Annotated in this window: 24 protein-coding genes; 14 read left to right on the top strand and 10 right to left on the bottom strand. The window is 28.6% G+C overall.

Translation table 11 applies throughout. The features are described 5' to 3' along the window. Positions 1-36 precede the first annotated feature (36 nt). Together WH52_RS05110 and WH52_RS05105 are read right to left on the bottom strand one after the other, a co-directional pair. Complete coding sequence (locus tag WH52_RS05110; RefSeq protein WP_086029857.1) at positions 37-561, bottom strand: hypothetical protein; 525 nt, start codon at positions 559-561, stop codon at positions 37-39. Next, the gene (locus WH52_RS05105) at positions 561-1,400 is read right to left on the bottom strand and encodes a hypothetical protein (protein ID WP_086029856.1); all 840 of its coding nucleotides are present in this window, start codon (positions 1,398-1,400) and stop codon (positions 561-563) included. Before WH52_RS05105 ends, WH52_RS05110 begins: the two co-directional genes overlap by 1 nt. A 520-nt stretch (positions 1,401-1,920) precedes the next feature. Here WH52_RS05105 and WH52_RS05100 point away from each other — a divergent pair. Continuing rightward, on the top strand, positions 1,921-2,355 hold the full coding sequence (locus WH52_RS05100) for a tellurite resistance TerB family protein (protein WP_086029855.1): 435 nt from the start codon (positions 1,921-1,923) through the stop codon (positions 2,353-2,355). Between the two features lie 50 nt (positions 2,356-2,405). Further along, positions 2,406-2,999 (top strand): outer membrane beta-barrel protein, encoded by a 594-nt coding sequence (locus WH52_RS05095; RefSeq protein ID WP_143592065.1) that lies wholly within the window; start codon positions 2,406-2,408, stop codon positions 2,997-2,999. Positions 3,000-3,047: 48 nt separating this feature from the next. Here the strand turns inward: WH52_RS05095 and gltX are convergent, their stop codons facing one another. Both gltX and WH52_RS05085 read right to left on the bottom strand, forming a co-directional pair. Next, positions 3,048-4,571 (bottom strand): glutamate--tRNA ligase, encoded by a 1,524-nt coding sequence (gene gltX, locus WH52_RS05090; protein ID WP_086029853.1) that lies wholly within the window; start codon positions 4,569-4,571, stop codon positions 3,048-3,050. Between the two features lie 120 nt (positions 4,572-4,691). Beyond that, positions 4,692-5,513, bottom strand: a complete 822-nt coding sequence (locus tag WH52_RS05085) for a transporter family protein (RefSeq protein WP_086029852.1) — start codon at positions 5,511-5,513, stop codon at positions 4,692-4,694. A 162-nt stretch (positions 5,514-5,675) separates the two neighbouring features. On the opposite strand from WH52_RS05085, the gene WH52_RS05080 reads away from it, so the two are divergent. The 5 genes from WH52_RS05080 (at position 5,676) to WH52_RS05060 (ending at position 13,730) form a co-directional block, all read left to right on the top strand. After that, positions 5,676-8,975: a DUF4175 family protein gene (locus tag WH52_RS05080; RefSeq protein WP_086029851.1), complete on the top strand. Its 3,300-nt coding sequence runs from the start codon at positions 5,676-5,678 to the stop codon at positions 8,973-8,975. Between the two features lie 32 nt (positions 8,976-9,007). Continuing rightward, on the top strand, positions 9,008-10,426 hold the full coding sequence (locus WH52_RS05075) for a hypothetical protein (protein ID WP_086029850.1): 1,419 nt from the start codon (positions 9,008-9,010) through the stop codon (positions 10,424-10,426). After that, positions 10,423-10,836: an rRNA maturation RNase YbeY gene (gene ybeY, locus WH52_RS05070; RefSeq protein WP_086029849.1), complete on the top strand. Its 414-nt coding sequence runs from the start codon at positions 10,423-10,425 to the stop codon at positions 10,834-10,836. Before WH52_RS05075 ends, ybeY begins: the two co-directional genes overlap by 4 nt. 36 nt (positions 10,837-10,872) lie before the next feature. After that, positions 10,873-12,750 carry a tRNA uridine-5-carboxymethylaminomethyl(34) synthesis enzyme MnmG gene (gene mnmG, locus WH52_RS05065; protein ID WP_086029848.1) on the top strand — a complete coding sequence of 626 codons (1,878 nt, stop codon included), beginning with the start codon at positions 10,873-10,875 and terminating at the stop codon, positions 12,748-12,750. A gap of 116 nt (positions 12,751-12,866) precedes the next feature. Then, positions 12,867-13,730, top strand: coding sequence for a class I SAM-dependent methyltransferase (locus tag WH52_RS05060; RefSeq protein WP_086029847.1), 864 nt, complete (start codon positions 12,867-12,869; stop codon positions 13,728-13,730). 144 nt (positions 13,731-13,874) lie between these two features. Here the strand turns inward: WH52_RS05060 and WH52_RS05055 are convergent, their stop codons facing one another. Further along, the gene (locus WH52_RS05055) at positions 13,875-14,273 is read right to left on the bottom strand and encodes a DoxX family protein (RefSeq protein ID WP_086029846.1); all 399 of its coding nucleotides are present in this window, start codon (positions 14,271-14,273) and stop codon (positions 13,875-13,877) included. 118 nt (positions 14,274-14,391) lie between these two features. Here WH52_RS05055 and WH52_RS05050 point away from each other — a divergent pair, with 118 nt between their 5' ends. Together WH52_RS05050 and WH52_RS05045 are read left to right on the top strand one after the other, a co-directional pair. Beyond that, on the top strand, positions 14,392-15,321 hold the full coding sequence (locus WH52_RS05050; RefSeq protein WP_086029845.1) for an SPFH domain-containing protein: 930 nt from the start codon (positions 14,392-14,394) through the stop codon (positions 15,319-15,321). Continuing rightward, complete coding sequence (locus WH52_RS05045; protein WP_086029844.1) at positions 15,322-15,639, top strand: heavy metal-binding domain-containing protein; 318 nt, start codon at positions 15,322-15,324, stop codon at positions 15,637-15,639. A 113-nt stretch (positions 15,640-15,752) separates the two neighbouring features. Here WH52_RS05045 and WH52_RS05040 read toward each other — a convergent pair whose 3' ends face one another. Then, complete coding sequence (locus WH52_RS05040) at positions 15,753-15,986, bottom strand: hypothetical protein (protein ID WP_143592063.1); 234 nt, start codon at positions 15,984-15,986, stop codon at positions 15,753-15,755. A gap of 101 nt (positions 15,987-16,087) precedes the next feature. On the opposite strand from WH52_RS05040, the gene WH52_RS05035 reads away from it, so the two are divergent. Continuing rightward, complete coding sequence (locus WH52_RS05035; RefSeq protein ID WP_143592061.1) at positions 16,088-16,633, top strand: hypothetical protein; 546 nt, start codon at positions 16,088-16,090, stop codon at positions 16,631-16,633. 169 nt (positions 16,634-16,802) lie between these two features. Here the strand turns inward: WH52_RS05035 and WH52_RS05030 are convergent, their stop codons facing one another. The 3 genes from WH52_RS05030 to rnr all read right to left on the bottom strand — a co-directional run bounded on the left by WH52_RS05030 (position 16,803) and on the right by rnr (position 19,989). After that, positions 16,803-16,988, bottom strand: coding sequence for a Sec-independent protein translocase subunit TatA/TatB (locus tag WH52_RS05030; protein WP_086029841.1), 186 nt, complete (start codon positions 16,986-16,988; stop codon positions 16,803-16,805). Between the two features lie 33 nt (positions 16,989-17,021). Continuing rightward, positions 17,022-17,699, bottom strand: coding sequence for a head GIN domain-containing protein (locus WH52_RS05025; protein ID WP_086029840.1), 678 nt, complete (start codon positions 17,697-17,699; stop codon positions 17,022-17,024). 94 nt (positions 17,700-17,793) lie between these two features. After that, positions 17,794-19,989, bottom strand: a complete 2,196-nt coding sequence (gene rnr, locus WH52_RS05020; protein ID WP_086029839.1) for a ribonuclease R — start codon at positions 19,987-19,989, stop codon at positions 17,794-17,796. Between the two features lie 117 nt (positions 19,990-20,106). Between rnr and WH52_RS05015 the strand changes: the two genes are divergently transcribed. The 4 genes from WH52_RS05015 to WH52_RS05005 all read left to right on the top strand — a co-directional run bounded on the left by WH52_RS05015 (position 20,107) and on the right by WH52_RS05005 (position 22,834). Then, complete coding sequence (locus tag WH52_RS05015) at positions 20,107-21,027, top strand: diacylglycerol/lipid kinase family protein (protein ID WP_086029838.1); 921 nt, start codon at positions 20,107-20,109, stop codon at positions 21,025-21,027. A 119-nt stretch (positions 21,028-21,146) separates the two neighbouring features. After that, positions 21,147-21,320, top strand: a complete 174-nt coding sequence (locus tag WH52_RS14865; protein WP_158091353.1) for a hypothetical protein — start codon at positions 21,147-21,149, stop codon at positions 21,318-21,320. Between the two features lie 639 nt (positions 21,321-21,959). Continuing rightward, complete coding sequence (rpiB, locus tag WH52_RS05010) at positions 21,960-22,394, top strand: ribose 5-phosphate isomerase B (protein ID WP_086029837.1); 435 nt, start codon at positions 21,960-21,962, stop codon at positions 22,392-22,394. Then, on the top strand, positions 22,394-22,834 hold the full coding sequence (locus WH52_RS05005; protein WP_086029836.1) for a GNAT family N-acetyltransferase: 441 nt from the start codon (positions 22,394-22,396) through the stop codon (positions 22,832-22,834). Before rpiB ends, WH52_RS05005 begins: the two co-directional genes overlap by 1 nt. On the opposite strand, the gene WH52_RS05000 is transcribed toward WH52_RS05005, so the two are convergent. Then, complete coding sequence (locus tag WH52_RS05000) at positions 22,831-23,406, bottom strand: pseudouridine synthase (protein WP_086029835.1); 576 nt, start codon at positions 23,404-23,406, stop codon at positions 22,831-22,833. The two genes, WH52_RS05005 and WH52_RS05000, sit on opposite strands and share 4 nt — an antisense overlap. Between the last annotated feature and the right edge of the window lie 66 nt (positions 23,407-23,472).

The following is a 23,472-nucleotide window of genomic DNA, read 5'->3' as shown; positions in this document are numbered from 1 at the left end:
TTTTCTTGTTGGTTTTGTTTTTGGGAATTGATATAACTATTCTTCTCTAACTAACTCAAAAGCCTTGCTAATTTTAAAAACAACCTCCATTGAATCTATTATAGACCAAAAAATTAAAAAATTTCCAATAAGAATGATAGAATCAAAAACAAAAATCTTTGTTATTATTTCACTCTCTATAAACCATTGAATATAAGGAAAATCGATTTCTTTAATAAAAAAAAGTGTAATAACTGATAAAAATGAGTACAATGAGAACATAGAGTTCTCTCTTAATTCATCAACTAACTCAGTTAACTTCGATTTTATCATTTGAATTTCCTCATCTGAAAATGACTCTTTCTTCTTTTTAGTTTTTGTCATTCTGTATATTGATAAATAAACAGTATTAATAGAACTCAAAAAAATTCCAGACAAAGCAATAGAAAGCCCCACTAATATTGATACCGAATTAAATATTAATTTTTCTAACAACCCTTTCATTACTACTGAATCAATAGATGAATTAAGTATTAATGAAATTATTATGATTCCTATAAATATTATTTGTTTTTTTCTCATTATTTATCATCTATGTTTATAATTAACTCCTTAAACTTATTAACTAGAAAGAATATATTTTCCTTTATTGTTTTCGGATTGTCCGCATTAAAATCAATTTCTTTTCGTCTCAGGTGATTTTCACTTTTATATTTTCTTTTTTTATTTTTTTCAATAACACCTAAAGTCCAATTTCCTCCACCAGAATCTGCATAATCTCTGTAAGATTCCATCTCTTCTTCATTATAAGTTAAATCGCCACTTTCATTTCTAAAATCAACACTAACTTTTGTCATGTTATGCTTTTCTTTTAAGGTTGCAAGCCATTCATTTGCTTTTTTACTTCCACCAAAAAGATTCGGAGAATTAAGATCAAATGCTACTTGATATAACCCATTTGATTTTTCAATTATATCCCAAAAAGCAAACTTATCAATCAAAAAATCTAACTTAATATCATAACCAAAAGAGTTCGCATAAGCAGTTGTTAATTTTAATAAAACATTCTTAACATTATCGGGTGTAGCTACATTAGAATTATGTTCAAAAGCAATTATTTGTCTTTCTCTATCTAATATAAAAAAAAGTTTTTCCCAGTTTTTAACATCCTCTTCATTAAATAATTCTTGGTCTAATTCTATTATATGTGTATCAGTACTTTTTAAAAGATACCCTAAAATAACATTATCATCATCATTTTCATTTAGTACCCTTGCCGTGTATGTTCTTTTATAATAATTAGTTTCACTTTTTTTAAAAATTGGAGTTGTGAACAAATCTCTAGGTTTCATACCTTTATCCAAAGGAAATAAAGTAATTGATGCTTTCACTGAAAAATATCTTATTGCAAAAAATTTCATTATTATTAGTTTAATTTATTTTCTTTTGGGAAAATTTTGTAAAAATTAAATATCTAATTCTATTTTTCTTACGGCTACCCGTAAGACCTTCATTTTATTTTAAATAATCAAAAAAGGCTTGGGGTGAAGTGGTTTTTCTTACTGAAAGGAAAGAAAATTGTATCTAAAACAATTCTCATAATACCCCACTTGTCTTACAACTTAGTACGAAAGAATGTTTTAAACGACGAGAAAATGCTCTGTTTTCAAATTTTGTTTGTATCATCAGTAAAAACAATTTTTAACACCCTTTTAAACAGTTTTTATTACTAAAACAACGATTCTATTTATTCAATTTTAAAAACCCCTAAAAACAACTTAAAAAAACACTGTTTTTATTATTATAATTTATACTTATTAAAATAGTATAAGAAAAATTAATACTGTAAATTTTAGCAGAATTAGTAATTTTAATAAAAAGTTTTTGTGACTTTTTATACAACAACGATTCTAAAAGAATACAACATTAAAAATATATATTATGTCTATTTCAGATTTATATTCAAGCGGAAAACACAAACAAGAAATTGGTCATTTTGCAAGCATTGTAAAAATTGCTAAAACCGATAACGTAATTACTGAGGGTGAACAAAAATTATTAGATAGAGCTGCTAAAAAATTACATATTTCAGAAAGTGAGTATGAAAACATTTTAAAATCGCCAGAAAAATATCCAGTAAACTCACCTGTAAGCTACGATGAGCGTATTGAGCGTTTGTACAGATTAACAAAAATGATTTTTGCCGATGGTGATGTAGATAAAAATGAAGTATCTTTGATGCGCAAAATAGCAGTGGCTTTACAATTTCCTTTAGACAATGTAGAAAAGGTTTGCGATGAAGCTATTCATTTAGTAATGAACGATAATGATTTAGATGATTTTACAACTGCTATTAAAAACGTGAATGCAATTTAAGTATACTAAACCCTAATAAAAACAGTTATACTACTATAAAACCCTTAAAAATGTTAAAAAAAGTTTTACTACTAACTTTTATATGTTGTGTTACTACCAGCGTAGTATCGCAAAATTTGAATGACTCCTGGCAAATAGGAGTTGGAGTTGGAATTACAAAATTTGGTAAAAATGATGCCGCTTTTATTGGTGATACTCATCAATTTCAGGTTCCACGTGTAAACCTTACCATGCCTATTGGAGAGCGTTTTTCTATTGATGGAGCTATTTCATTTAACACAATTGATGTTGGTTTTATTAGTAACGATGCTAAGTATTTTTCTATGGACGGATCGGTTCGTTACAACTTCGATGCTATTTTAGAACGTTTTAGTCCGTATGTTTTTGTAGGAGGAAGTATTGTAGATTCTGACAGAAAAATGACACCAACGTTTAACATTGGAGCAGGAGGAATTTACTGGATTACCGATGCTATTGGTATTAATCCACAATTATATTACAAGCATTCTTTAGAAAGTTTTGAAAGTATGCGTTCTCACATTCAAGGAACTTTAGGTATTGTTTTCAGATTAAACTGGAACAATGTTTTTGTAGGTGGAAACCATGCAGGAAAAAGGTCTTCTTCTGGAGGATTCTGTTTCTAAGAAAATATAGAACAATAAAAAAGGAGCTTTAAAAGCTCCTTTTTTTATTTATGATAGTTTGTTTACTGCGTTTTTCAATCGTTGAATTGTGGCTTCTTTACCAATCATTTCAATAATATCGAATAGGTGAGGACCTTTTAAAGCACCAACCAAACTTAATCGTAACGGTTGCATTACTTTACCAAAACCTACTTCTTTCGCTGTAATCCACTCTTTAACGATAGTTTCAACATTTTGTGAGCTAAAGTCTTCTATAGTAGAAATTACTTCGCTTAACTCAGTCATTAAAGCTGGTGTAGCTTCTTTCCATTGCTTTTTAGCAGCTTTAGCGTCGTATTCTGTTGGATTTTCAAAAAAGAAATTAGATAAATCCCAAAAATCGTTTACAAACGTTGCTCTTTCTTTAATTAATGAAACTACTTTTTCTACAAAGTTTTCGTCTTTATCGAATCCTTTTACTTGTAAAATAGGAAGAAATAATTGTACTAACTCTTTATTAGATTTCTCTTGTAAATACTGCTGATTAAACCATTTTGTTTTATCTGGACTAAACTTAGCTCCAGACTTGCTAACTCTAGCTAAATCAAAAGTTTTCACTAATTCTTCTAAGCTAAAAATTTCTTGTTCTGTACCAGGATTCCATCCTAATAAAGCTAGCATATTTACAAAAGCATCTGCAAAATAACCGTCTTCCTTGTATCCACGTGAAACATCACCAGTTTGCTCATTGGTATATTCTAAAGGAAAAACTGGGAAACCTAATTTATCACCATCACGCTTGCTTAATTTTCCTTTTCCTACTGGTTTTAAAATTAATGGTAAATGTGCAAATTTAGGAGCATCCCAACCAAAAGCTCTGTATAATAATACGTGTAAAGCCATAGATGGTAACCATTCTTCACCACGAATAACGTGAGATATTTGCATTAAATGGTCATCAACAATATTGGCTAAGTGATATGTTGGCATTCCATCTGATTTAAATAAAATTTTATCGTCTAGAATATTTGTGTCTATCTTAATTTCTCCTCTAATTTCATCTTGCATTGTTAAAATTTCATCTTGAGGACTTTTAAAACGCACTACAAACTTTTCTCCAGCATTAATTTTAGCTTCAACTTCTTCTTTAGATAATACTAAAGAGTTTACTAATTTGCCTTTTTCACGATTATGCCAATTGTAAATAAAGTTTTTACTGTTAGCTTCATGCTCTTTTCTATGTTCATCTAATTCTTCAGCAGTATCAAAAGCATAATATGCCCAACCTGTTTCTAGTAACTGATCTGCATATTTTTTATATAATTCTTTTCGTTCTGACTGACGGTAAGGACCAAATTTTTCGTTCTTACCAGGACCTTCATCAAAAGGAATATTACACCATTCTAATGAATCTATAATGTATTGTTCGGCATTGGCTACGTAACGAGTTTGATCGGTGTCTTCGATACGTAATACAAATGTTCCGTTATATTTTTTAGCAAATAAATAGTTGAATAAAGCGGTTCTAACTCCTCCCATATGTAAAGGGCCTGTTGGGCTAGGAGCGAAGCGTACTCTTACGTTTTCAGTCATTTTTTATCAATTTGAAAGCGCAAAGATACTTCTATGTTTAGAGAAAAGAAAAGAGAATAAAGAAAAAAGAGAAATCTATTATTAGGTTTCTCTTTTCGAATTTATGTAATGTGTACTTCTTTAAAATTTGTGGTATAACCCGAAGCTTAATGCTGGTTTTTTAGCAACATTTCTTCCTGCAAATGCTCCTGCAAAACCTAAATTAACCCCAAAATCGTTGCTTATTTCTCCAATTAATTTTAATCCGAAAGCCGCATAACTTTGATCGTTTACATACAAGGCAGTTAATTGACTTGTTCCATTATTTACATTTCCGTTCTTTAACGATGCTACTCCGTCTAAGAAACCTGCTACCCATAACCAATCAACAGCTTTATAACCAACTTCTCCTCCTAATTTGTATGTACTACTATAATCATTTGTTCTAATATCAAAACCTGTCGATGCTTGTATATACCATTTATCAAAACCTCTACCAGCAACAAATAAAGGAGTAAAAGTCCATGCATCGTAACCAGTTCTTAAACCTGAAGTTGCATCATAAGTTCCTGTATTTGCTTCAACAGTTAATTGCCCTGTTAATAACCATTTTTTATTGTAAAAGTTGTGTTTAACTCCTAATTGAATGTTCCCTAAAGAAGTTTTAGAATCTTCAGTAATTAATGCTGTTGGTTGTACTAAGTCTCCTGTTTTTATCATTTTTAAAGGTACAGAGGCTATTAAAGTAGTTTTATCAGTTAAACCAAATTCTCCGTATAATTGAAGTGTATTATCGGTTACTTTACGATTTGTAGTATAATCTGGGTTACCGTAAACTTTATCATAGTTAGAAATTGTAGTAAAAGACAATTGAACATATCCTTCATTTTTCTTTTTTGTCCATGGACTTTGTGCTGATACCGATACAGCAACAAATACTAGTAATAAACTGAGTTTCTTCATGTTTTTTATTTTAAACTATTTTGTAGCTTTTTTTTAAGATTCCTTACAAAAGTATTAACAAAAAAGTTTCTTTTAAAAATAGTACTTTTATCATAGCATTAATTTTATGCTTTATTTATTGATTTTTCAAGGCATATATATCTGTTTTTAACTAAAAGAATAATGAGCATTTTTACTACCATAGAAAATAAGCTACTAGGTTTCACAAAAAAATATTACCTAAATAAGCTTATAAAAGGAAGCATTCTTTTTATAAGTCTAGGTATATTATACTTGTTTATAACCTTATTTATTGAACATTTTTTATGGTTAACACCTAACTATAGAACATTACTATTCTGGATTTTTATTCTAGTTGAACTATTGCTGCTTTTCCGCTTTATATGTTTTCCATTATTTCAATTATTTGGACTCCAAAAAGGAATTTCTAAAGAAGAGGCTTCTAAGATTATCGGAAATCATTTTCCAGAAGTAAAAGATAAGCTTACTAATATTTTACAACTTAAAAACAGTAGCGAACAATCTGATTTATTATTAGCTAGTATCGAACAAAAATCCAAAGAATTACAACCAATACCTTTTAAGAAAGCTATCGATTTTAACGTAAATAAGAAATATTTAAAATATACTTTAATTCCGTTATTAGTTTGGGGAATTAGTCTTTTCACTGGAGTTCAATCTAAACTTTCTAATAGCTTAGAGCGTATTGTAAATCATAAAACTGCTTATACACCTCCAGCTCCATTTTCATTATTAATAACTAACGATAAACTTGATGTTATTTTAGGAAATTCAATCACAATTTATATTGAAGCTAAAGGAGAAGTAATTCCTGAAGAAGCTAAAATACTTTTTGATGATCAAGAGTATTATATGCAAAATGAGGGTAGAGGATTATTTTCTTACACTTTTAACGACGTTAGAAAGCCTATTACTTTTTCTACAATCGCTAATAAGGTAGCTTCACCAAGCTATCAAATTAACGTTATAAAAACACCTTCAATTAAAAATATTGAAATGTTTTTGCAATATCCTGTTTATACTAGAAGAAAAAACGAAGTACTAAAAAGCTCTGGAAACACAATTGTTCCACAAGGAACATTGATAAAATGGACCATAAAAACAACTGATACTGATAGCGTTAATTTCAACTCAAATCAAAAAAAGGAAATTTTTAAACAAGAAAACAACAATCAGTTTTCATATTCTAAGAGAATTCAAAATCCTACTTCGTATACCATTTCTACTTCTAACAAATCATTGAAAGATTATGAGAATCTTCAATTTTCAATAGATGTAATTAAAGATGAAAATCCGTCGATTTCGGTGAAATCAAATATTGATAGTATTAGCAGAGGTCCTGTACAATTTGCTGGTCAAATATCCGACGATTATGGTTTTCAAAAGTTAGAGTTGGTGTATTACGATCAAAACACTCCTGAACTTCAAAAAACACATGTATTAGGAATTAATAAGGAAAATATTCAAACGTTTTTTTATCAATTTCCTGACGGAATTGAACTGGAGAAAGGAACTAACTACGAGTTGTTTTTTAGAGTTTTTGATAATGATCGTGTAAATGGAAACAAAAAAGCGGAGAGTAAAAAATTCTCATATCGTAAAAAAACGGAACAAGAAGTAGAGGAGGAGCTACTGAACGAACAAAAGGATTATATAGAAAACTTAGAAAATTCTATAGAAAAACAACAGCAAAATAAAAAGGTATTAGAAAAATTTCAATTCGATATTCAAAACAAAAAGAATGTGAATTGGAATGATCAGAAAAAAATTCAGAATTTAATTAAGCGTCAGAAGCAATACGAGCAAATGATGCATAGGCAAACAGATAAATTAAAAGAGAATTTAACTGAGAAAAAAGAAGCAACTAAAGAATTACAAGAACAAAAAGATGAGTTAAAAAAGCGTTTAGAAGAACTTAAAAAACTTGAAAAGCAGCAAAAATTATTAGAAGAGCTAAACAAATTAGCTGAAAAACTTAATAAAGAAGATTTACTAAAAAAAGCAAAAGAACTTGCGCAACAAAACAAACAAAAAGAACAAAGTTTAGAGCGAATTTTAGAAATGACCAAACGATTTTATGTTGAACAAAAAGCAACTCAAATTTCAGAAAACTTAAAAAAACTTGCAGAGAAACAACAAAAACTTGCAGAGAAAAACAGCAGTAAAGAAGAGCAAAAAAATATTAATAAAGAGTTTAATAAAACCAAGAAAGATCTTGAAAGTCTTAAAAAAGACAATGAGAATTTAAAAACTCCCATGGAATTACCTTCTATGGAAAACTCAAAAAAAGAAACTCAAAAAGAATTAAATAAAGCTGAAGAAAATTTAGGTAACCAACAACAATCGGCAGCAAAGAAAAACCAAAAGAAAGCAGCTCAAAAAATGCAAGAAATGAGTCAGAAAATGAAGAACTCAATGCAAATGATGAGTGCTAATATGGAACAAGAAAACATTGAAGGATTACGTCAAATAGTTAAAAACTTAATCACCTATTCTTTCGATCAAGAAAAATTAATGAATCGTTTCGAAAGCTCAGATGCTTCTCATCCTGATTTTGGTAGTAATTTAAAAAAACAATATCAGCTAAAAACATATTTTGAACATATAGACGATAGTTTATTCGTTATCTCAACAAAAGTCCCTAAAATATCTTCTAAAATACAAGAACATTTAGGTAATGCTCATTATAACATCGATCAATCTCTAGAGAATTTTGCAGATAATAAATTTAGAAATGGAACTAAAAACCAGCAATACGTTTTAACAGCGGTAAACACTCTTGCTCATATGCTAAGTAATACGCTCGATGCTATGCAAAACCCTAAACCTGGTAGCGGAAAAGGTAAGGGGAAAGGAGAATCTTTTAGTTTACCTGACATTATTCAGAAACAAAGTGAGCTTTTAAAGAAAATGCAACAAGGATTAAAACAACAACAGGGTAATAACGGAAAACAGCAGCAAGGAAACAAAAAAGATGGAGAGAAAGGAAAAAACGGAAAAAAAGGTAGTAATGGTGAAGAACAAATGAATGGTGAATTGTTTGAAATCTTCAAACAACAATCAGAATTAAAACAGCAATTAGAAGACGCTTTAAAGCAAGGAGGAACCAAAAGCGGAGATGGTAAAAAAGCATTAAAACGAATGGAAGATTTAGAAAACGAAATCTTAGAAAAAGGTTTTAATAGAGAAACCATTAACAGAATGCAGCAATTAAACTACGAGTTACTTAAACTAGAAAAAGCTACTTTCGAACAAAACAAAGATAAAAAGCGTAAAGCAAACACCAATTTAAAAGAATATCAAAAAGAAAACCCTAAGCAATTACAGTTTAAAAAGTTGTTTTATCAGCAAACAGAGATATTAAACAGACAATCACTACCTTTGCGCCAAAATTATAAAAAGAAGGTTCAAGAGTATTTTAATACTTCTAAAAGCCAATAATTTAATTACTTAAACATTTTCAAATTACCTAAATGAAGTTATTTATTAATTTTTCATTCGTATTACTATTTATTGCAACTAGTTTTGCTAATAATATCACTAACAACTTAATTAAACTTCCTAAGCATTTTAAGACAGAAAAAACTTTTTCTGGTGATTTAAATGACAACGAATCATTTCATTTAATCTTTTCTAAAAACAAACAAAATAAGATGTATACAATTCATCCTTTTTTGTTTAATGGAAAAGAAATTACTGAAATCAATCCATTTGAAAATAATGAAGAATTAAACATTATTTCTTTTCATAAAAAGAATAACATATTAACTCTTCTTCTTTCATATAAAGAAAAAAAGAAAGATTTTTTAAAGAGAGTTAACATCGATCTTGTTACTAAAAAAATAACAGAGAGTACTCCTACTAATCATGAAGATTTTTCTGCTGTTATAAGAAATAAAAACAATTCTATTTTACTTTATAAAGAAGATGATAAAATATCAATTAATAAGTACGATGGAGATGATAAAAAAGAAGATTATTCTTTTGAATTAAAGAAATATAGTCCATATGAAGATTTCTTTAAAAACGAAGGAATCAATCCTATAAAAAATGATGAATTTATAGCCAATGGTTCAGTAGCTAGTTTACGTGTATATTTTGAAGATAATAAACTAATTTTCACGAAAGATGATTACAAGAAAAATTACACTAAACTTTTCTCTTTTAACTTAGATTCTAAAGAAAACAATCAACTTAGTAGTATTGAAAAACATTACATATACACTAAAGAAAATTTAAAAAAGCTTACATCTTTTTACAAAAACAAAAAACTTTACTTATTTGGAAATAATAAGAAAAATGGAATTATAAAGATATATGACTTAAAGAGTAATAACAGTAAAGATATTAATCTTGACGCTTCATTAATATCAAAAATTCAAGGAAATGACAACTTTGAAGGATTTAAAGATTTTTTAAAACAAGCTGGAAAAAACAAACATAAAACAACTATTACAGCTAATGCTACGACAAATAATAATATAAAAGTAAGAGTAGATTATGTAGATGCAAATTACTCTTATAATTATAATTGGTGGTGGCATCATCAACAATTTATGATGATGCAACATCAAATGATGATGCGACAAGTTAACTTTAGTACTCCTGGAGGTTTTGGTCCAGTTCAACCAAATGATTTTCATTTTAAAAGCTACTTAATAAAAAAAGAAAAAAGATATTTTGAACTAGTTATAAACCAAAACAACGATTTACTAGACACTAATGAAGAAACTATTTATAAAGAAATAAACAAAGAAAAATATATTGATAAATTAGAAGATATTTCAGATCTAAAAAAAGAATCAAGTTGTTTTTTAAAAGATAGTTTTAGATATATAGGTTACTCTCGTACCTTAAAAGCTTTTACAATAATGACAAATAAGTTAAAATGATAGTATTTAATTACGAAAGCGATTTTAAGCTAGAAAATGAAACTAAAACTTCTGATTGGATACAAACTTGCATTAAAAAAGAAGGGTTTGAATTAGGAGAGTTAAACTATATTTTTTGCAACGATGAATACCTTCATAAAATAAACGTAGAGTTTTTAAATCACGACACATTAACTGATATTATAAGTTTTGATTATACGTTAGGTAAATTAGTTGGTGGTGATATTTTTGTTTCCGTAGAAAGAGTAGAAGACAATGCAAAAGACTTCAATGTTAGTTTCGAAAGTGAATTACATAGAGTAATTATTCATGGAGTACTACACTACATGAAATACAAAGACAAAACCGAAGAAGAAAAAGAAATAATGCGTTCTAAAGAGAACGAATGTTTAGAATTATTAAACCAATAAAAACTAAAAGTTCCACGTGGAACTGATATACAAAAAATGAGTTTATATAATACCATTTACGATGTTATTGTAGTAGGAGGAGGGCACGCTGGTAGTGAAGCTGCTGCTGCAAGTGCCAATATGGGAGTACATACATTGTTAATTACAATGAACTTGCAAAACATAGCTCAGATGAGCTGTAATCCTGCAATGGGAGGAATTGCCAAAGGACAAATAGTTCGCGAAATTGATGCTTTAGGAGGTTATAGCGGAATAGTGACTGACAAAACAGCTATTCAGTTTAAGATGTTAAATAAATCTAAAGGACCAGCTATGTGGAGTCCGAGAGCACAATCAGACAGAATGCAATTTGCAGAGTGTTGGAGAACCATGTTAGAACAAACTGATAATTTAGATTTTTATCAGGATTCTGTAAATGGATTAATATTCGATGATACTAAAATAGTAGGAGTAAAAACAGCTTTAGGATTAGAAATTAAAGCAAGAACTGTAATCGTAACTGCAGGTACTTTCTTAAATGGATTAATCCATATTGGTGAAAAAACTTTTGGTGGTGGTAGAGCAGGAGAAGGAGCTTCAACAGGAATTACAGAAGACTTAGTTGAAAAAGGTTTTGAATCAGGAAGAATGAAAACAGGTACACCTCCTCGTGTAGATGGTCGTTCTTTAGATTATTCTAAAATGACAGAACAACCTGGTGATGATAATCCAGAAAAGTTCTCTTATATGCCAGTAACAAAATCATTAACCAAACAACGTTCTTGTTACTTAACATATACCAATCCTGAAGTACATGATTTACTTCGTGAAGGTTTTGATCGTTCACCAATGTTTAATGGTAGAATTAAATCTACAGGACCACGATATTGTCCTTCCGTAGAAGATAAAATCAATCGTTTCGCAGAGAAAGAAAGACATCAGGTTTTTGTAGAACCAGAAGGATGGAATACTGTTGAAATTTATGTAAACGGATTCTCAACATCATTACCAGAAGATATTCAAGACAAAGCTATTCGTTCTATTCCTGGTTTTGAAAATGTAAAATTCTTTAGATATGGCTACGCTATCGAATACGATTATTTTCCACCAACACAATTAAAACACAACTTAGAAACTAAGTTGATTGAGAACTTATTTTTTGCTGGTCAAATAAACGGAACTACAGGCTATGAAGAAGCAGCTGCTCAAGGATTAATAGCTGGTGTAAATGCAGCTTTAAAAACCCAAGAAAGAGAACCATTTATTCTAAAAAGAAGCGAAGCTTATATAGGCGTTTTAATAGATGATCTTATCACAAAAGGAACAGAAGAACCATACAGAATGTTTACTTCACGTGCAGAATACAGAACTCTTTTAAGACAAGATAATGCTGATATTCGTTTAACTGAAAAATCATTTAAAATAGGTTTAGCCAAACAAGATCGTTTAGATAGAGTTTTAAACAAAAAAGAAAAAACTCAAAATCTAATTGAGTTTTTAGAAAAGCTAAGCGTTAAAAAAGAGGAAATAAATCCTATATTAGAAAGTAAAAATCTTGCAGTAATTAATCAATCAATGAAATTAATTAAGATAGCAGCAAGACCACAATTGGTATTTAATGATTTCAGAAATATCGAAAGACTTGAAAATTACATTCAAGAAAACAACATCGATCAAGAAATAATTGAACAAGTAGAAATCCATTTAAAATATTCTGGATATATCGAAAAGGAAAAAGCAAATGCTGATAAATTAAACAGATTAGAAAACGTTCCTATTCCATCTTCATTTGATTATTCTAAAGTAAAATCATTATCATATGAAGCTAGAGAAAAATTATCAAAAATTCAACCTACGAGTATTTCACAAGCAAGTAGAATAAGTGGTGTATCTCCGAGTGATATTTCTGTACTACTTGTTTACATGGGTAGATAAAGAAATCTTAATAACTCAAATAAAAATAAAAACGTTCCATGTGGAACGTTTTTATTTTTTACGTAATATTGCGCTCATAAAATTTAATTGTTCCACGAGGAACAATTTTTAAAAAGATGAATTTGAATAAAGATAGTGAGTATTATAAGGATCTAAATCCTTTATTGAATTGTATAGATCATGTAGTATCTAATGAGAGTTATGAAGTAATGTACAATTCAAAATACGAAATGTTAGTTACTTCTCCAGTACCAACTAATTTAAAAGATTATTACGAAAGTGATTCGTATATTTCTCATACAGATAGTAACAAATCATTATTTGATAAAATATATCAAATTGTAAAAAAATATACACTTAACAAAAAACTCAAACTTATAAATTCATTCAATACTAACGAAAAAGACATTTTAGATATTGGTGCTGGTACTGGTGAATTTTTAAAAGTTTGTAAAAATAATAAATGGAGTGTAGTAGGAGTAGAACCATCTAAATCTGCAAGAGAAATTGCTTTCAAAAAAGATATTCATTTAAAAGAAACTATTAATGATCTAGAAAATAAAAAATTTGATATCATTACTCTTTGGCACGTATTAGAACATGTACCAAATTTAAATGAATACATTTACAAATTAAAAAACTTCTTAAAAGAAAACGGTGTCTTAATAATTGCAGTACCTAATTATAAAAGTTACGATGCAAAGTACTATAAAAACTTTTGGGCTGCTTATGATGTACCAAGACACCTTTGGCATTTTTCAAAAACATCAATTCAACTTTTATTTAATCAAGTAAACTTAAAAGTTGAAAAAACACTTCCTATGTACTTTGATTCTTTTTATGTTTCTCTTTTAAGCGAAAAGTATAAAACAGGAAAATCAAATCCTTTTAAAGCATTCTTTATCGGATTACAATCAAATTTAAAAGCAATAAAAACAAAAGAATATTCTTCTCATATTTATATACTAAAAAATAAGTAAATTCTTATTTTAATTAGTTTTAAAACGTTTTTGCAATATTAGATATAGAAATACCTTATAAAAATAATAAAACCTCTTAAAAACGATGTTTTTAAGAGGTTTTAAATTACTAAAATCTATTATAATTAAATTTTAATATAAATTTTATTTATTTAATAAAAACACACCAAAAATTGCAATTATAAAATAAACTGCTAATGTCATAGCACCTGCATAATCTTTTGCTAATCGTTGACCAATTAATAAAAAGATTAAACACAAAGCTGAAAGTTCAACTCCTAACAATGCCATAGAATTAGATCCAACAGTTGCTAATTGAAAAATTCCGACGAACATAAAAGCACCTGCTAATAATTCTAAAACTAAAATTACAGCCAACAAAAGTGCAACACTATTTTTTAATGGTGAATTTTTAAAATGTTCTTTAATAAAAGATACATTACCTTTCCAATCTGTTACCTTATCAATACCCGATTGTAAAAAAGTAACCGTTAGAAAAAGTAACACTAAAATTTCTGTGATATGAGCTTGTATAAGTTCCATAATAATTGATTTTAGGCAAATATAACTTTATAAAATTGTAACAAAACCATTTTTTTGCGTCATATAGTAAATGCTACTTTTCATTATATTTATAAATTAACTATTAAAACTAAAAATTATGTTCTTTTTAGCACCTTTATTATTTTTTGGACTCATACTATTATTGTCCTCATTTTTCATCATTAAACAGCAAACTGCTGGTATAATTGAACGATTTGGTAAGTTTCATAGTATAAGACAATCTGGTTTACATTTAAAAATTCCATTAGTAGATAGAATTGCTGGTAAATTAAGTTTAAAAATTCAACAATTAGATGTTATTGTAGAGACAAAAACTTTAGACGATGTATTTGTGAAATTAAAAGTTTCTGTACAATATAAAGTGATTAAAGATAAAGTATATGAAGCCTTTTATAAGCTAGATTATCCGCACGATCAAATTACTTCGTATGTTTTCGATGTAGTTCGTGCAGAAGTTCCTAAAATGCGTTTAGATGACGTTTTTGTAAAGAAAGATGATATAGCCATTGCTGTAAAATCTGAATTAAACGAAGCTATGATGACTTATGGTTATGATATTATTAAAACTTTAGTTACAGATATTGATCCAGATTCTCAAGTAAAAGAAGCAATGAACCGTATTAATGCTGCTGAACGTGAAAAAGTAGCAGCTCAGTACGAAGGAGATGCACAACGTATTTTAATAGTAGAAAAAGCAAAAGCCGAGGCAGAAAGTAAGCGTTTACAAGGACAAGGTATTGCTGATCAACGACGTGAAATTGCTCGTGGTTTAGAAGAATCGGTAGAAGTATTAAATAAAGTAGGAATTAACTCACAAGAAGCATCTGCTTTAATAGTTGTTACACAACATTACGACACATTACAATCTATAGGTGCAGATACTAATAGTAATTTAATTTTATTACCAAATTCACCACAAGCAGGAAGCCAAATGCTAAACGATATGGTAGCAAGTTTTGCTGCTAGTAATCAAATTGGCGAAGCAATGAAAAAGGCTAAAGAAAATAAGAAAAATAAAGATATATAAATGATAGTATCAACAACAAACTCACTTGAAGGTAAACCAGTACGAGAATATTTAGGAATTGTTACTGGTGAAACCATTATTGGTGCAAACTTTATAAAAGATTTTTTTGCAGGAATTAGAGATATTGTAGGAGGTAGGTCTGGTTCTTATGAGAAAGTACTGAGAGAAGCTAAAGATAGTGCTATGAAAGAAATGCAATACAGAGCTCAACAAATGGGTGCAGATGCTATTATAGCTATTGATTTAGATTATGAAACTGTTGGACCTAATGGTGGAATGCTCATGGTAACCGCATCGGGTACAGCAGTTAAATTGTAAAATATTGGTTATATGAAGCAGTTAATAAATTAGCTGACTACACCATATTACTTCAACCCTTCAATTAAATTTAAGTTAAAAACAAGTTTAATTTTAGGGTTGTTTGTTTTTCTTTATTTATATGTTTTTAAACCATTTTCTCTATCAAGCTTTGGAAGCATACTCTTAGAATATACCTTAGTTGTAGGAATAATAACTTCTTTTGGAGCATTCTTTATGATGTTCGTTCCTGCTTTAATATTTAAAGATTTTTTTAATGAAGATAAATGGACGATTGGCAAGAATTTGTTATTAATCTTTGTTAGTTTATTTGTGGTAGGTAGCATATTATGGTATGGTGCAGACATATATAAAGAAAAGAATGCAAAATATAAGTTACCTAACCTATATTTTGTATACTTACTTAGTAGGTGTACTTCCTGTTTTATTTGTAATTTATTTTATAAAAATGAAAAAATTAATCATTACACTATTTACAACATTAACAATTATTTCTTGTACTCAAAATGATGAAATAGATCAACAATTAGAATTAAATAAACATATAAAACTTAAGAAAAATACATCAGATATATCTAATGATTTTTTTAAAATGGGAGTAACTAATGTTATTGTTAAAAAAGAGTCAAATACAATAGAATATAATTTTAATACTAAAAAAAACTTTTTTATTAACGGTAAGAGTGTAGATCTTTCGAAATACACATTTCAATTTAGTAATAATTTTTTAACAATAAAAAATCATAGTTATTTTAAGTTATCAATAGTTAACAATAAACCTTATGTAGTTTCCGATATGTATACTGGAATCATTAATTATAATAATAAATTATTTACTAATACAAATTTTAATATTTTATTATTTGCGATGAAAGAAATAACAACACCATATGAACAAAAATTTAATAGTAAACAACTTTTAAAATATCAAATAAAGGATGTGGGTTTTGGAATACCTATTATATGTATGCTACTGGTGGTAGTAGAAGTTTAGCTGCAGAAAATTTAAAAAAAGAAGAAGGTGAATGGGTTATGGCACGGTGTCAAAAAATAGGGGGAGTTGATACATCTTGTCTTTGGGAAAATCATGCTTGTGCTTCTACCCAAGCATATTGCTGTGAATAACAAAAAAAACTCTACAATAAATTTATTGTAGAGTTTTTTTATTTTTTTTCTTCTATTTTATCATCTTCAGTTTTGGTAGCATCTTTAAATTCTTTAATACCAGAACCTATACCACGCATTAATTCAGGAATTTTCTTACCACCAAATAATAATAAAATGGCTACAATTACTATTACCACTTGATAACCTCCAGGTATTCCTAAAAAAAGTGTATTTGAAATCATTTTCTTAAAATTTTACGCTACAAAGATACAAAATTAACTTCGGTGTTCAATTACTCCTCCAATTACTTTTTTATCTTTAAAAACTTCTGGTTCTCCTTTGTAAAAAATACTTCCTCCAAAAGAAACTTTAGCATGTAATGTTTCACCAGATTGTACTTCTGCTTTAGAACCTGAACCTGCTTTTACATTACAAACATCTGAAACCATTAGTTTAAATCCGTGGTAAGTACCACCTAAATCAGCTTTTACGTTTTGATTCTTAGCATTTCCACTTAATTTTATAACTCCACCAGATGACGTTTTAACGTTTAAATGCTTAACATCAACAACTAAATTAATAAAAGCCCCTTCTTGAGCTTTTACTTCAATTTTATTTTGCTCAAAGTTTTTACCGGTTATAGTAGCACCTTCATTACCATCAATAATTGCTATTTCTTTATTAAAATAAAGAGTAGCTTTTACTTTACCTTCTGCTGTTGTTTCAGGAAAACGTAACGATATTTTTAATGTGTTATCATCTGATTTTATTTTAACTTTTTCAGACTTTTCACCAGTAACAACTATTTGTTGTTTGTCAGATTTTACGAGTTCTATATCAATACCATTGTATACTTTTAATATTGAAAAATCTCCTAAATTCTTTGTTATTGTTGTTTGAGCTGATGCTAATACAGTCATCAAAAACAAACTTAAAAATACTAACTTTTTCATGTTACTTGTATTTGCATTGTTATACTTATAACAATAGTTATACCATTACTATAAAGACGTTTTTTATTTTTTATTGTGGCAGATTAGTTAATTTTTAATGAGAAATTAAATCAAAATCGAGATGCTTACGTTCTAAATCGGTATGTTTTACCTTAACTACAACTTCATCACCTAACTGAATTATATTTTGGGTTGATTGACCAACAACAGCATATTGTTTTTCATCAAAAATGTAGTAATCATCTTTAATATCTCGAATACGAACCATTCCTTCGCACTTGTTGGTTTTAATTTCTACATAAATTCCCCATTCAGTAACACCAGATACAACACCTTCAAACTCTTCATCTTTATGATCTTGCATATATTTTACTTGCATGTACTTAATAGAATCTCTTTCGGCTTTAGAAGCTAATTCTTCCATTTTAGATGAATGTTTACACTTTTCTTCATACACTTCCATTTTAGGCGATTTACCGCCATCTAAATAGTGTTGTAGTAAACGATGTGTCATCACATCTGGATAACGTCTAATTGGCGATGTAAAATGTGAATAATAATCGAATGCTAATCCGTAGTGACCAATATTTTGAGTTGTATACTCAGCTTTACTCATCGATCGAATTGCTAATGTTTCTACCATATTAGCTTCTCCTTTACCATGAACATCAGAAAGTAATTTGTTTAAACTTGAAGTAGTTTTTTCTCGAGTTTCAGTATTTATTTTATATCCAAATTTACTAACAATGTTTTGTAACGATGCTAATTTATCTACATCTGGTTCGTCATGAACTCTGTAAATAAATGTATTCTTACTTGGTTTCCCTTCAGATAAACCTACAAACTCAGCTACCTTTCTGTTAGCTAATAACATAAATTCTTCAATTAGTTTATTAGCGTCTTTAGCTTCTTTAAAGTATACTCCTGTTGGGTTTGCATCTTCATCTAAATTGAATTTTACTTCAACTCTATCAAATGAAATTGCTCCTGCTCTCATACGTTTCTTACGAAGTTTTTTAGCTAATTCATCTAATTTTAAGGTAGCTTCAACAATGTCTTCGGCAACTTCATAACTTTCTCCTGTTAATGAAACTTCTTTTGGAATTACATTCTTTTTAGTTTCTATGATTGCTTGTGCTTCTTCATAAGCAAATCGCTTGTCTGAATACGTTACAGTTCTACCAAACCATTTGTTAATAATCTGAGCTTTTTCGTTCATTTCGAAAACAGCAGAAAAGGTTAATTTTTCTTCTTCTGGTCTTAAAGAACATACTCCGTTACTTAACATTTCTGGTAACATAGGTACAACTCTGTCTACCAAATAAACCGATGTTGCTCTATCATAAGCTTCATCATCTAACTTAGTTTTTGGTTGTACGTAATGAGATACATCAGCAATATGAATTCCTATTTCGTAATTACCATTTTCTAATTTGGTAAAAGACAAAGCATCATCAAAATCTTTTGCATCTTTAGGATCTATTGTAAAGGTTAAATCAGCACGCATATCTCTACGTTTAGCGATTTCTTCTTCAGTAATTTCAATAGGTAATTGTGAAGCTTCTTCTTCAATTTCTTTAGGAAATTCATACGGAAGACCATATTCTAATAAAATTGAATGAATCTCTGTATTGTGTTCTCCTGGTTTTCCTAAGACTTGTACGATCTTTCCAAAAGGATTCTTAGAATTATCGGGCCAATCGGTAATTTTAGCCAATACCATATCTCCGTGTTCTGCATCTCCTAACTTACTTTTAGCTATAAAAATATCAGCATACATCTTATTGCTATTAGGCAATACAAAACCAAAGTTTTTGCTCATTTGTAGTCTACCAACAAATTCTTGTTTTGCTCTATTGATAACTTCAACTACATCGGCTTCTAACTTTTTACTTCTTCTTTTTGTGTAGACATAGGCTTTTACAGTATCGTCATGTAAACCTTTGTTTAAATTCACAGAATGAACAAAAATATCTTCTTCAAAATCGTCACAAATAAAATAAGCATTACCATTTGAGGTAACATCTAGTATACCAATATGATAATTTCTATCTTCATTAATTTGATATTTACCTCTATCGGTTTCAATAACTTTTTTGGTTCCTGTAAGTTCAACTAATTTTTTTAGAATTTGGGTTTTTCCGTCAGTATCAGAAATTCCCATTCTAGAGGCAATTTGTTTGTAGTTGTAAGATTTATTGGAGTCTTCGTTAAGAATTTTAAAAATGTTGCGGGTTAAATCTTTAATGATCTTTCCTTTCTTTTTGTAAATTTTTTTCTTTCTAGTCATAAAATCGTTCTTCAATAATAATTGTTGACAAAGTACGAATAATTTTAGCGTTGTTTATTAAATATTCTTTATCAAATCTATTTTCGTACATTTCCCGTCCTTAAAAATTTCTTTAGTATGAATAATTCATGGTTTGTTGTTGTAAATCCTAAGGCTGGAAACGGAAATTTCAAAGCTATTTGGAATGAAATTCAGCAAGAATTAAATAAAAATGAAATTTCTTTCAGTTATAAACAAACAGCGTACCATAAACATGAAATTGAATTAGTTCATAAAGCAATTCAACAAGGTTTTACTAAAATTATTTCTGTTGGTGGCGATGGAACTTTACATCACGTTATTAACGGAGTAATGACTCAGAACTATGCAAATTCAAAAGAAATTACAGTTGCCGTAATACCTATAGGTACTGGAAATGATTGGGTAAAGACCTACGGAATTCAACCTAATAATATAGAAAAAGCAATAACTAATATTGTTAATAACCAAACTATTTTACAAGATATTGGTAAGTTAGAAACTCAAAACAACCAAATAAATTTCTTTAATAACGTTGCCGGTATTGGTTATGACGGATATGTTGTTAACAAGTTGAATAATTTAAAGCGTTTTGGTCCTATAGCTTATCTTTTAAGTGGTGTAGCTGGATTATTCTTCTATAAAAAAACACATTTTACAATTGATGTTAACAATGAAAAAATTGAAACTAAATGTTTAATGACATTGTTTGGTATTTGTAAATATTCTGCCGGTGGAATGCAACTCACTGATTATAAAAAATCTAACGACGGCTTATTTGATATAACCATTGCTAAAAACTTAACTTTCTTCGATTTAATATTTAATTTGAAAGGATTGTACTCGGGAGCTATCTTAAAACATACTAAAGTAGTTACTACCAAAACAAATTCATTGTTAATAACTCCTACCAAAGGTAAACAACCTACTTATATTCAAGCAGATGGAGAGTTAATAAACACAGGAATGGTAAAAGTATCAATCATATCTAAAGCTATAAACTTTGTTGTTCCTACATAAACATCTTCAATTCAAAACTAAAAAACAACTCAATTACCTAGAAATAGTTAAAAAAATCTTAATAAAAATGTAACGTTTGTTAAAATAGTTCGTCTTTACTATAAGAAGGCTTACTAATAATGAAGAACTTACGTAAAATAATAGCACTTTTTATAGGTATATTTATTACAGGAATTATAGTTACTGTAGTAAGTATAAACAGTACCTTAAAAAAAGAGCAACCTAAGGAAGATTCATTAAAAGTAGTCCAAGACTCTACTTATCTTTTAAAAAGCGAAAAGAAAGCCGTATAAACAGCCTTAAAACGCATTTACCTTTATCTTATCACATTCCATTTACAGATACTAGTTATTAGTTTTATTCTATTATTTAGAATTCAATTTTAAATTAAGCTGAGTTTATAAACAGTTATCAACACTTAATATTATTATAAAAAGATATTTTAAAAATTTAAAAAAAGAAATGATTGTTATTATAGCTTGTGAATATGTAGTGTAAGTTTTATAATTAATTTTTGTTTTTGTCATTTATTAAAAACCATAAACAAGTTATTCATATACTAAATGATTAAAAATCAATTATATTTTATAGTTATTAACAAAACTTATAAACAGTAATTCACGTAATTTTATGAATAGTTAATTTCATTTTTACTGTAAATAAACTGTAAAATTACTGTTGATAAATGTTCATTAAAAACTCAAAAAAAAAGTTGCATAATTAACTTTAGTTCTTGTATTGTAAATTTTTTGTAAAAAGTCAAATATATTTTTAAAAACATCCTATTAGTTCTTAACAATTTATTTAATTACTGCAATACGTTAATTTACAGTGAGTTATTAAGATTCCTAAAAAAAGCATTGTTAATTACTGTTGATAACCGTTAATAGTGGTATTTTTGTGAAACACAACTAAATTAAAATCAACAAATTATGACAATTGCTATTGGTAACGATCACGCGGGTACCGAATACAAGTTTGAAATCATTAAACTTTTAGAAGAGTTAGGACATAAAGTAATCAACTTTGGAACAAATACAAATGATAGTATGGATTTTCCAGATGCTATTCATCCAACTGCTGAAGCTGTTGAAATTGGTCAAGCAGAAATGGGTATTATTTTATGTGGAAGTGGTAATGGTGCACAAATGACGGCTAACAAACACCAAGGAATTAGAGCTGCTTTATGTTGGAATAACGAATTGGTAGCTTTAACACGTCAACACAACGATGCTAATATTTTGACAATACCTGCTCGTTTTGTGTCTTTACAACAAGCTTTAGGTTTTGTGCAACTATTTTTAACTACCGAGTTTGAAGGAGGGCGTCATACCAATAGAGTTAATAAAATACCGTGTAATTGTTAATGAACTTTATAGTAAAAACATTTCAAGAATTAACAACTTCAGAATTGTATGAAATTCTTCAATTACGTTCTGAAGTTTTTGTTGTAGAGCAAGATTGTGTATATCAAGATATTGATGGAAAGGACCAAAAAGCTTTACATGTTATAGGGAATAAAGAAGGAAAAATTGTAGCCTATACACGTTTATTTAATAGTGGAGATTATTTCGAAACTCCAAGTATTGGTAGAGTAGTAGTAAAAGATACTGAACGTAAATTTGGTTACGGTCACGATTTAATAAAAGCTTCTATCAATGCTATTGTTGATAATTATAAAACTTCAAAAATTACGATTTCTGCACAAGTCTATTTAAAGAAATTTTACAAGTCTCACGGATTTATAAAAATAGGAGAGGAGTATTTAGAAGATGGAATTCCGCATATTAAAATGGTGAGAAGTTAAACTAATTTTTCAACCTCAATAACATCTCCAGACTGCATTTTTCCTAACAAAATATTCCCAACACGAATACGAACTAAACGAAGTGTTGGAAAACCTACTGCCGATGTCATTTTACGAACCTGTCTAAATTTACCTTCAGTTAAGGTAATTGAAACCCAAGAAGTTGGTCCGTGACGATCGTCTCTAATTTTTTTAGAACGAGTAGGTAAATCAGGCGTTTCAATTAAACGAACTTTACAAGGTTTGGTCGTATATTTTTTACCATCAAAACCAATTTCAACTCCATTTTTAAGTTGATTGATTTCCTTTTCTGTAATCTGTCCGTTTACCTGTACGTAATATTCCTTTTCTACCTTTCCTCTTGTAGTAATAAAATCACTTACTTTTCCGTTGGTAGTTAACAATAATAAACCTTCAGATTTTACGTCTAATCTACCAATTGCCATGGTTCCTTCAGGAAAATCAAAATTTAATTCTCCTAACAATTTATGTTTTACCTTTTTTTGATTGGTAATAAACTGAGAAAGAAAACCATAAGGTTTGTAAATAATAAAATGACGATGGGTTTGCATTGATAAAAAATAAGAACTTCAAAATTACTAATATTGATTCGTAAAAAGCTAGTAAATTACCATCAG

Source organism: Tenacibaculum holothuriorum (assembly GCF_002120225.1).
GTDB lineage: Bacteria > Bacteroidota > Bacteroidia > Flavobacteriales > Flavobacteriaceae > Polaribacter > Polaribacter holothuriorum.
This window is presented reverse-complemented; position numbering and strand designations above follow the sequence as displayed.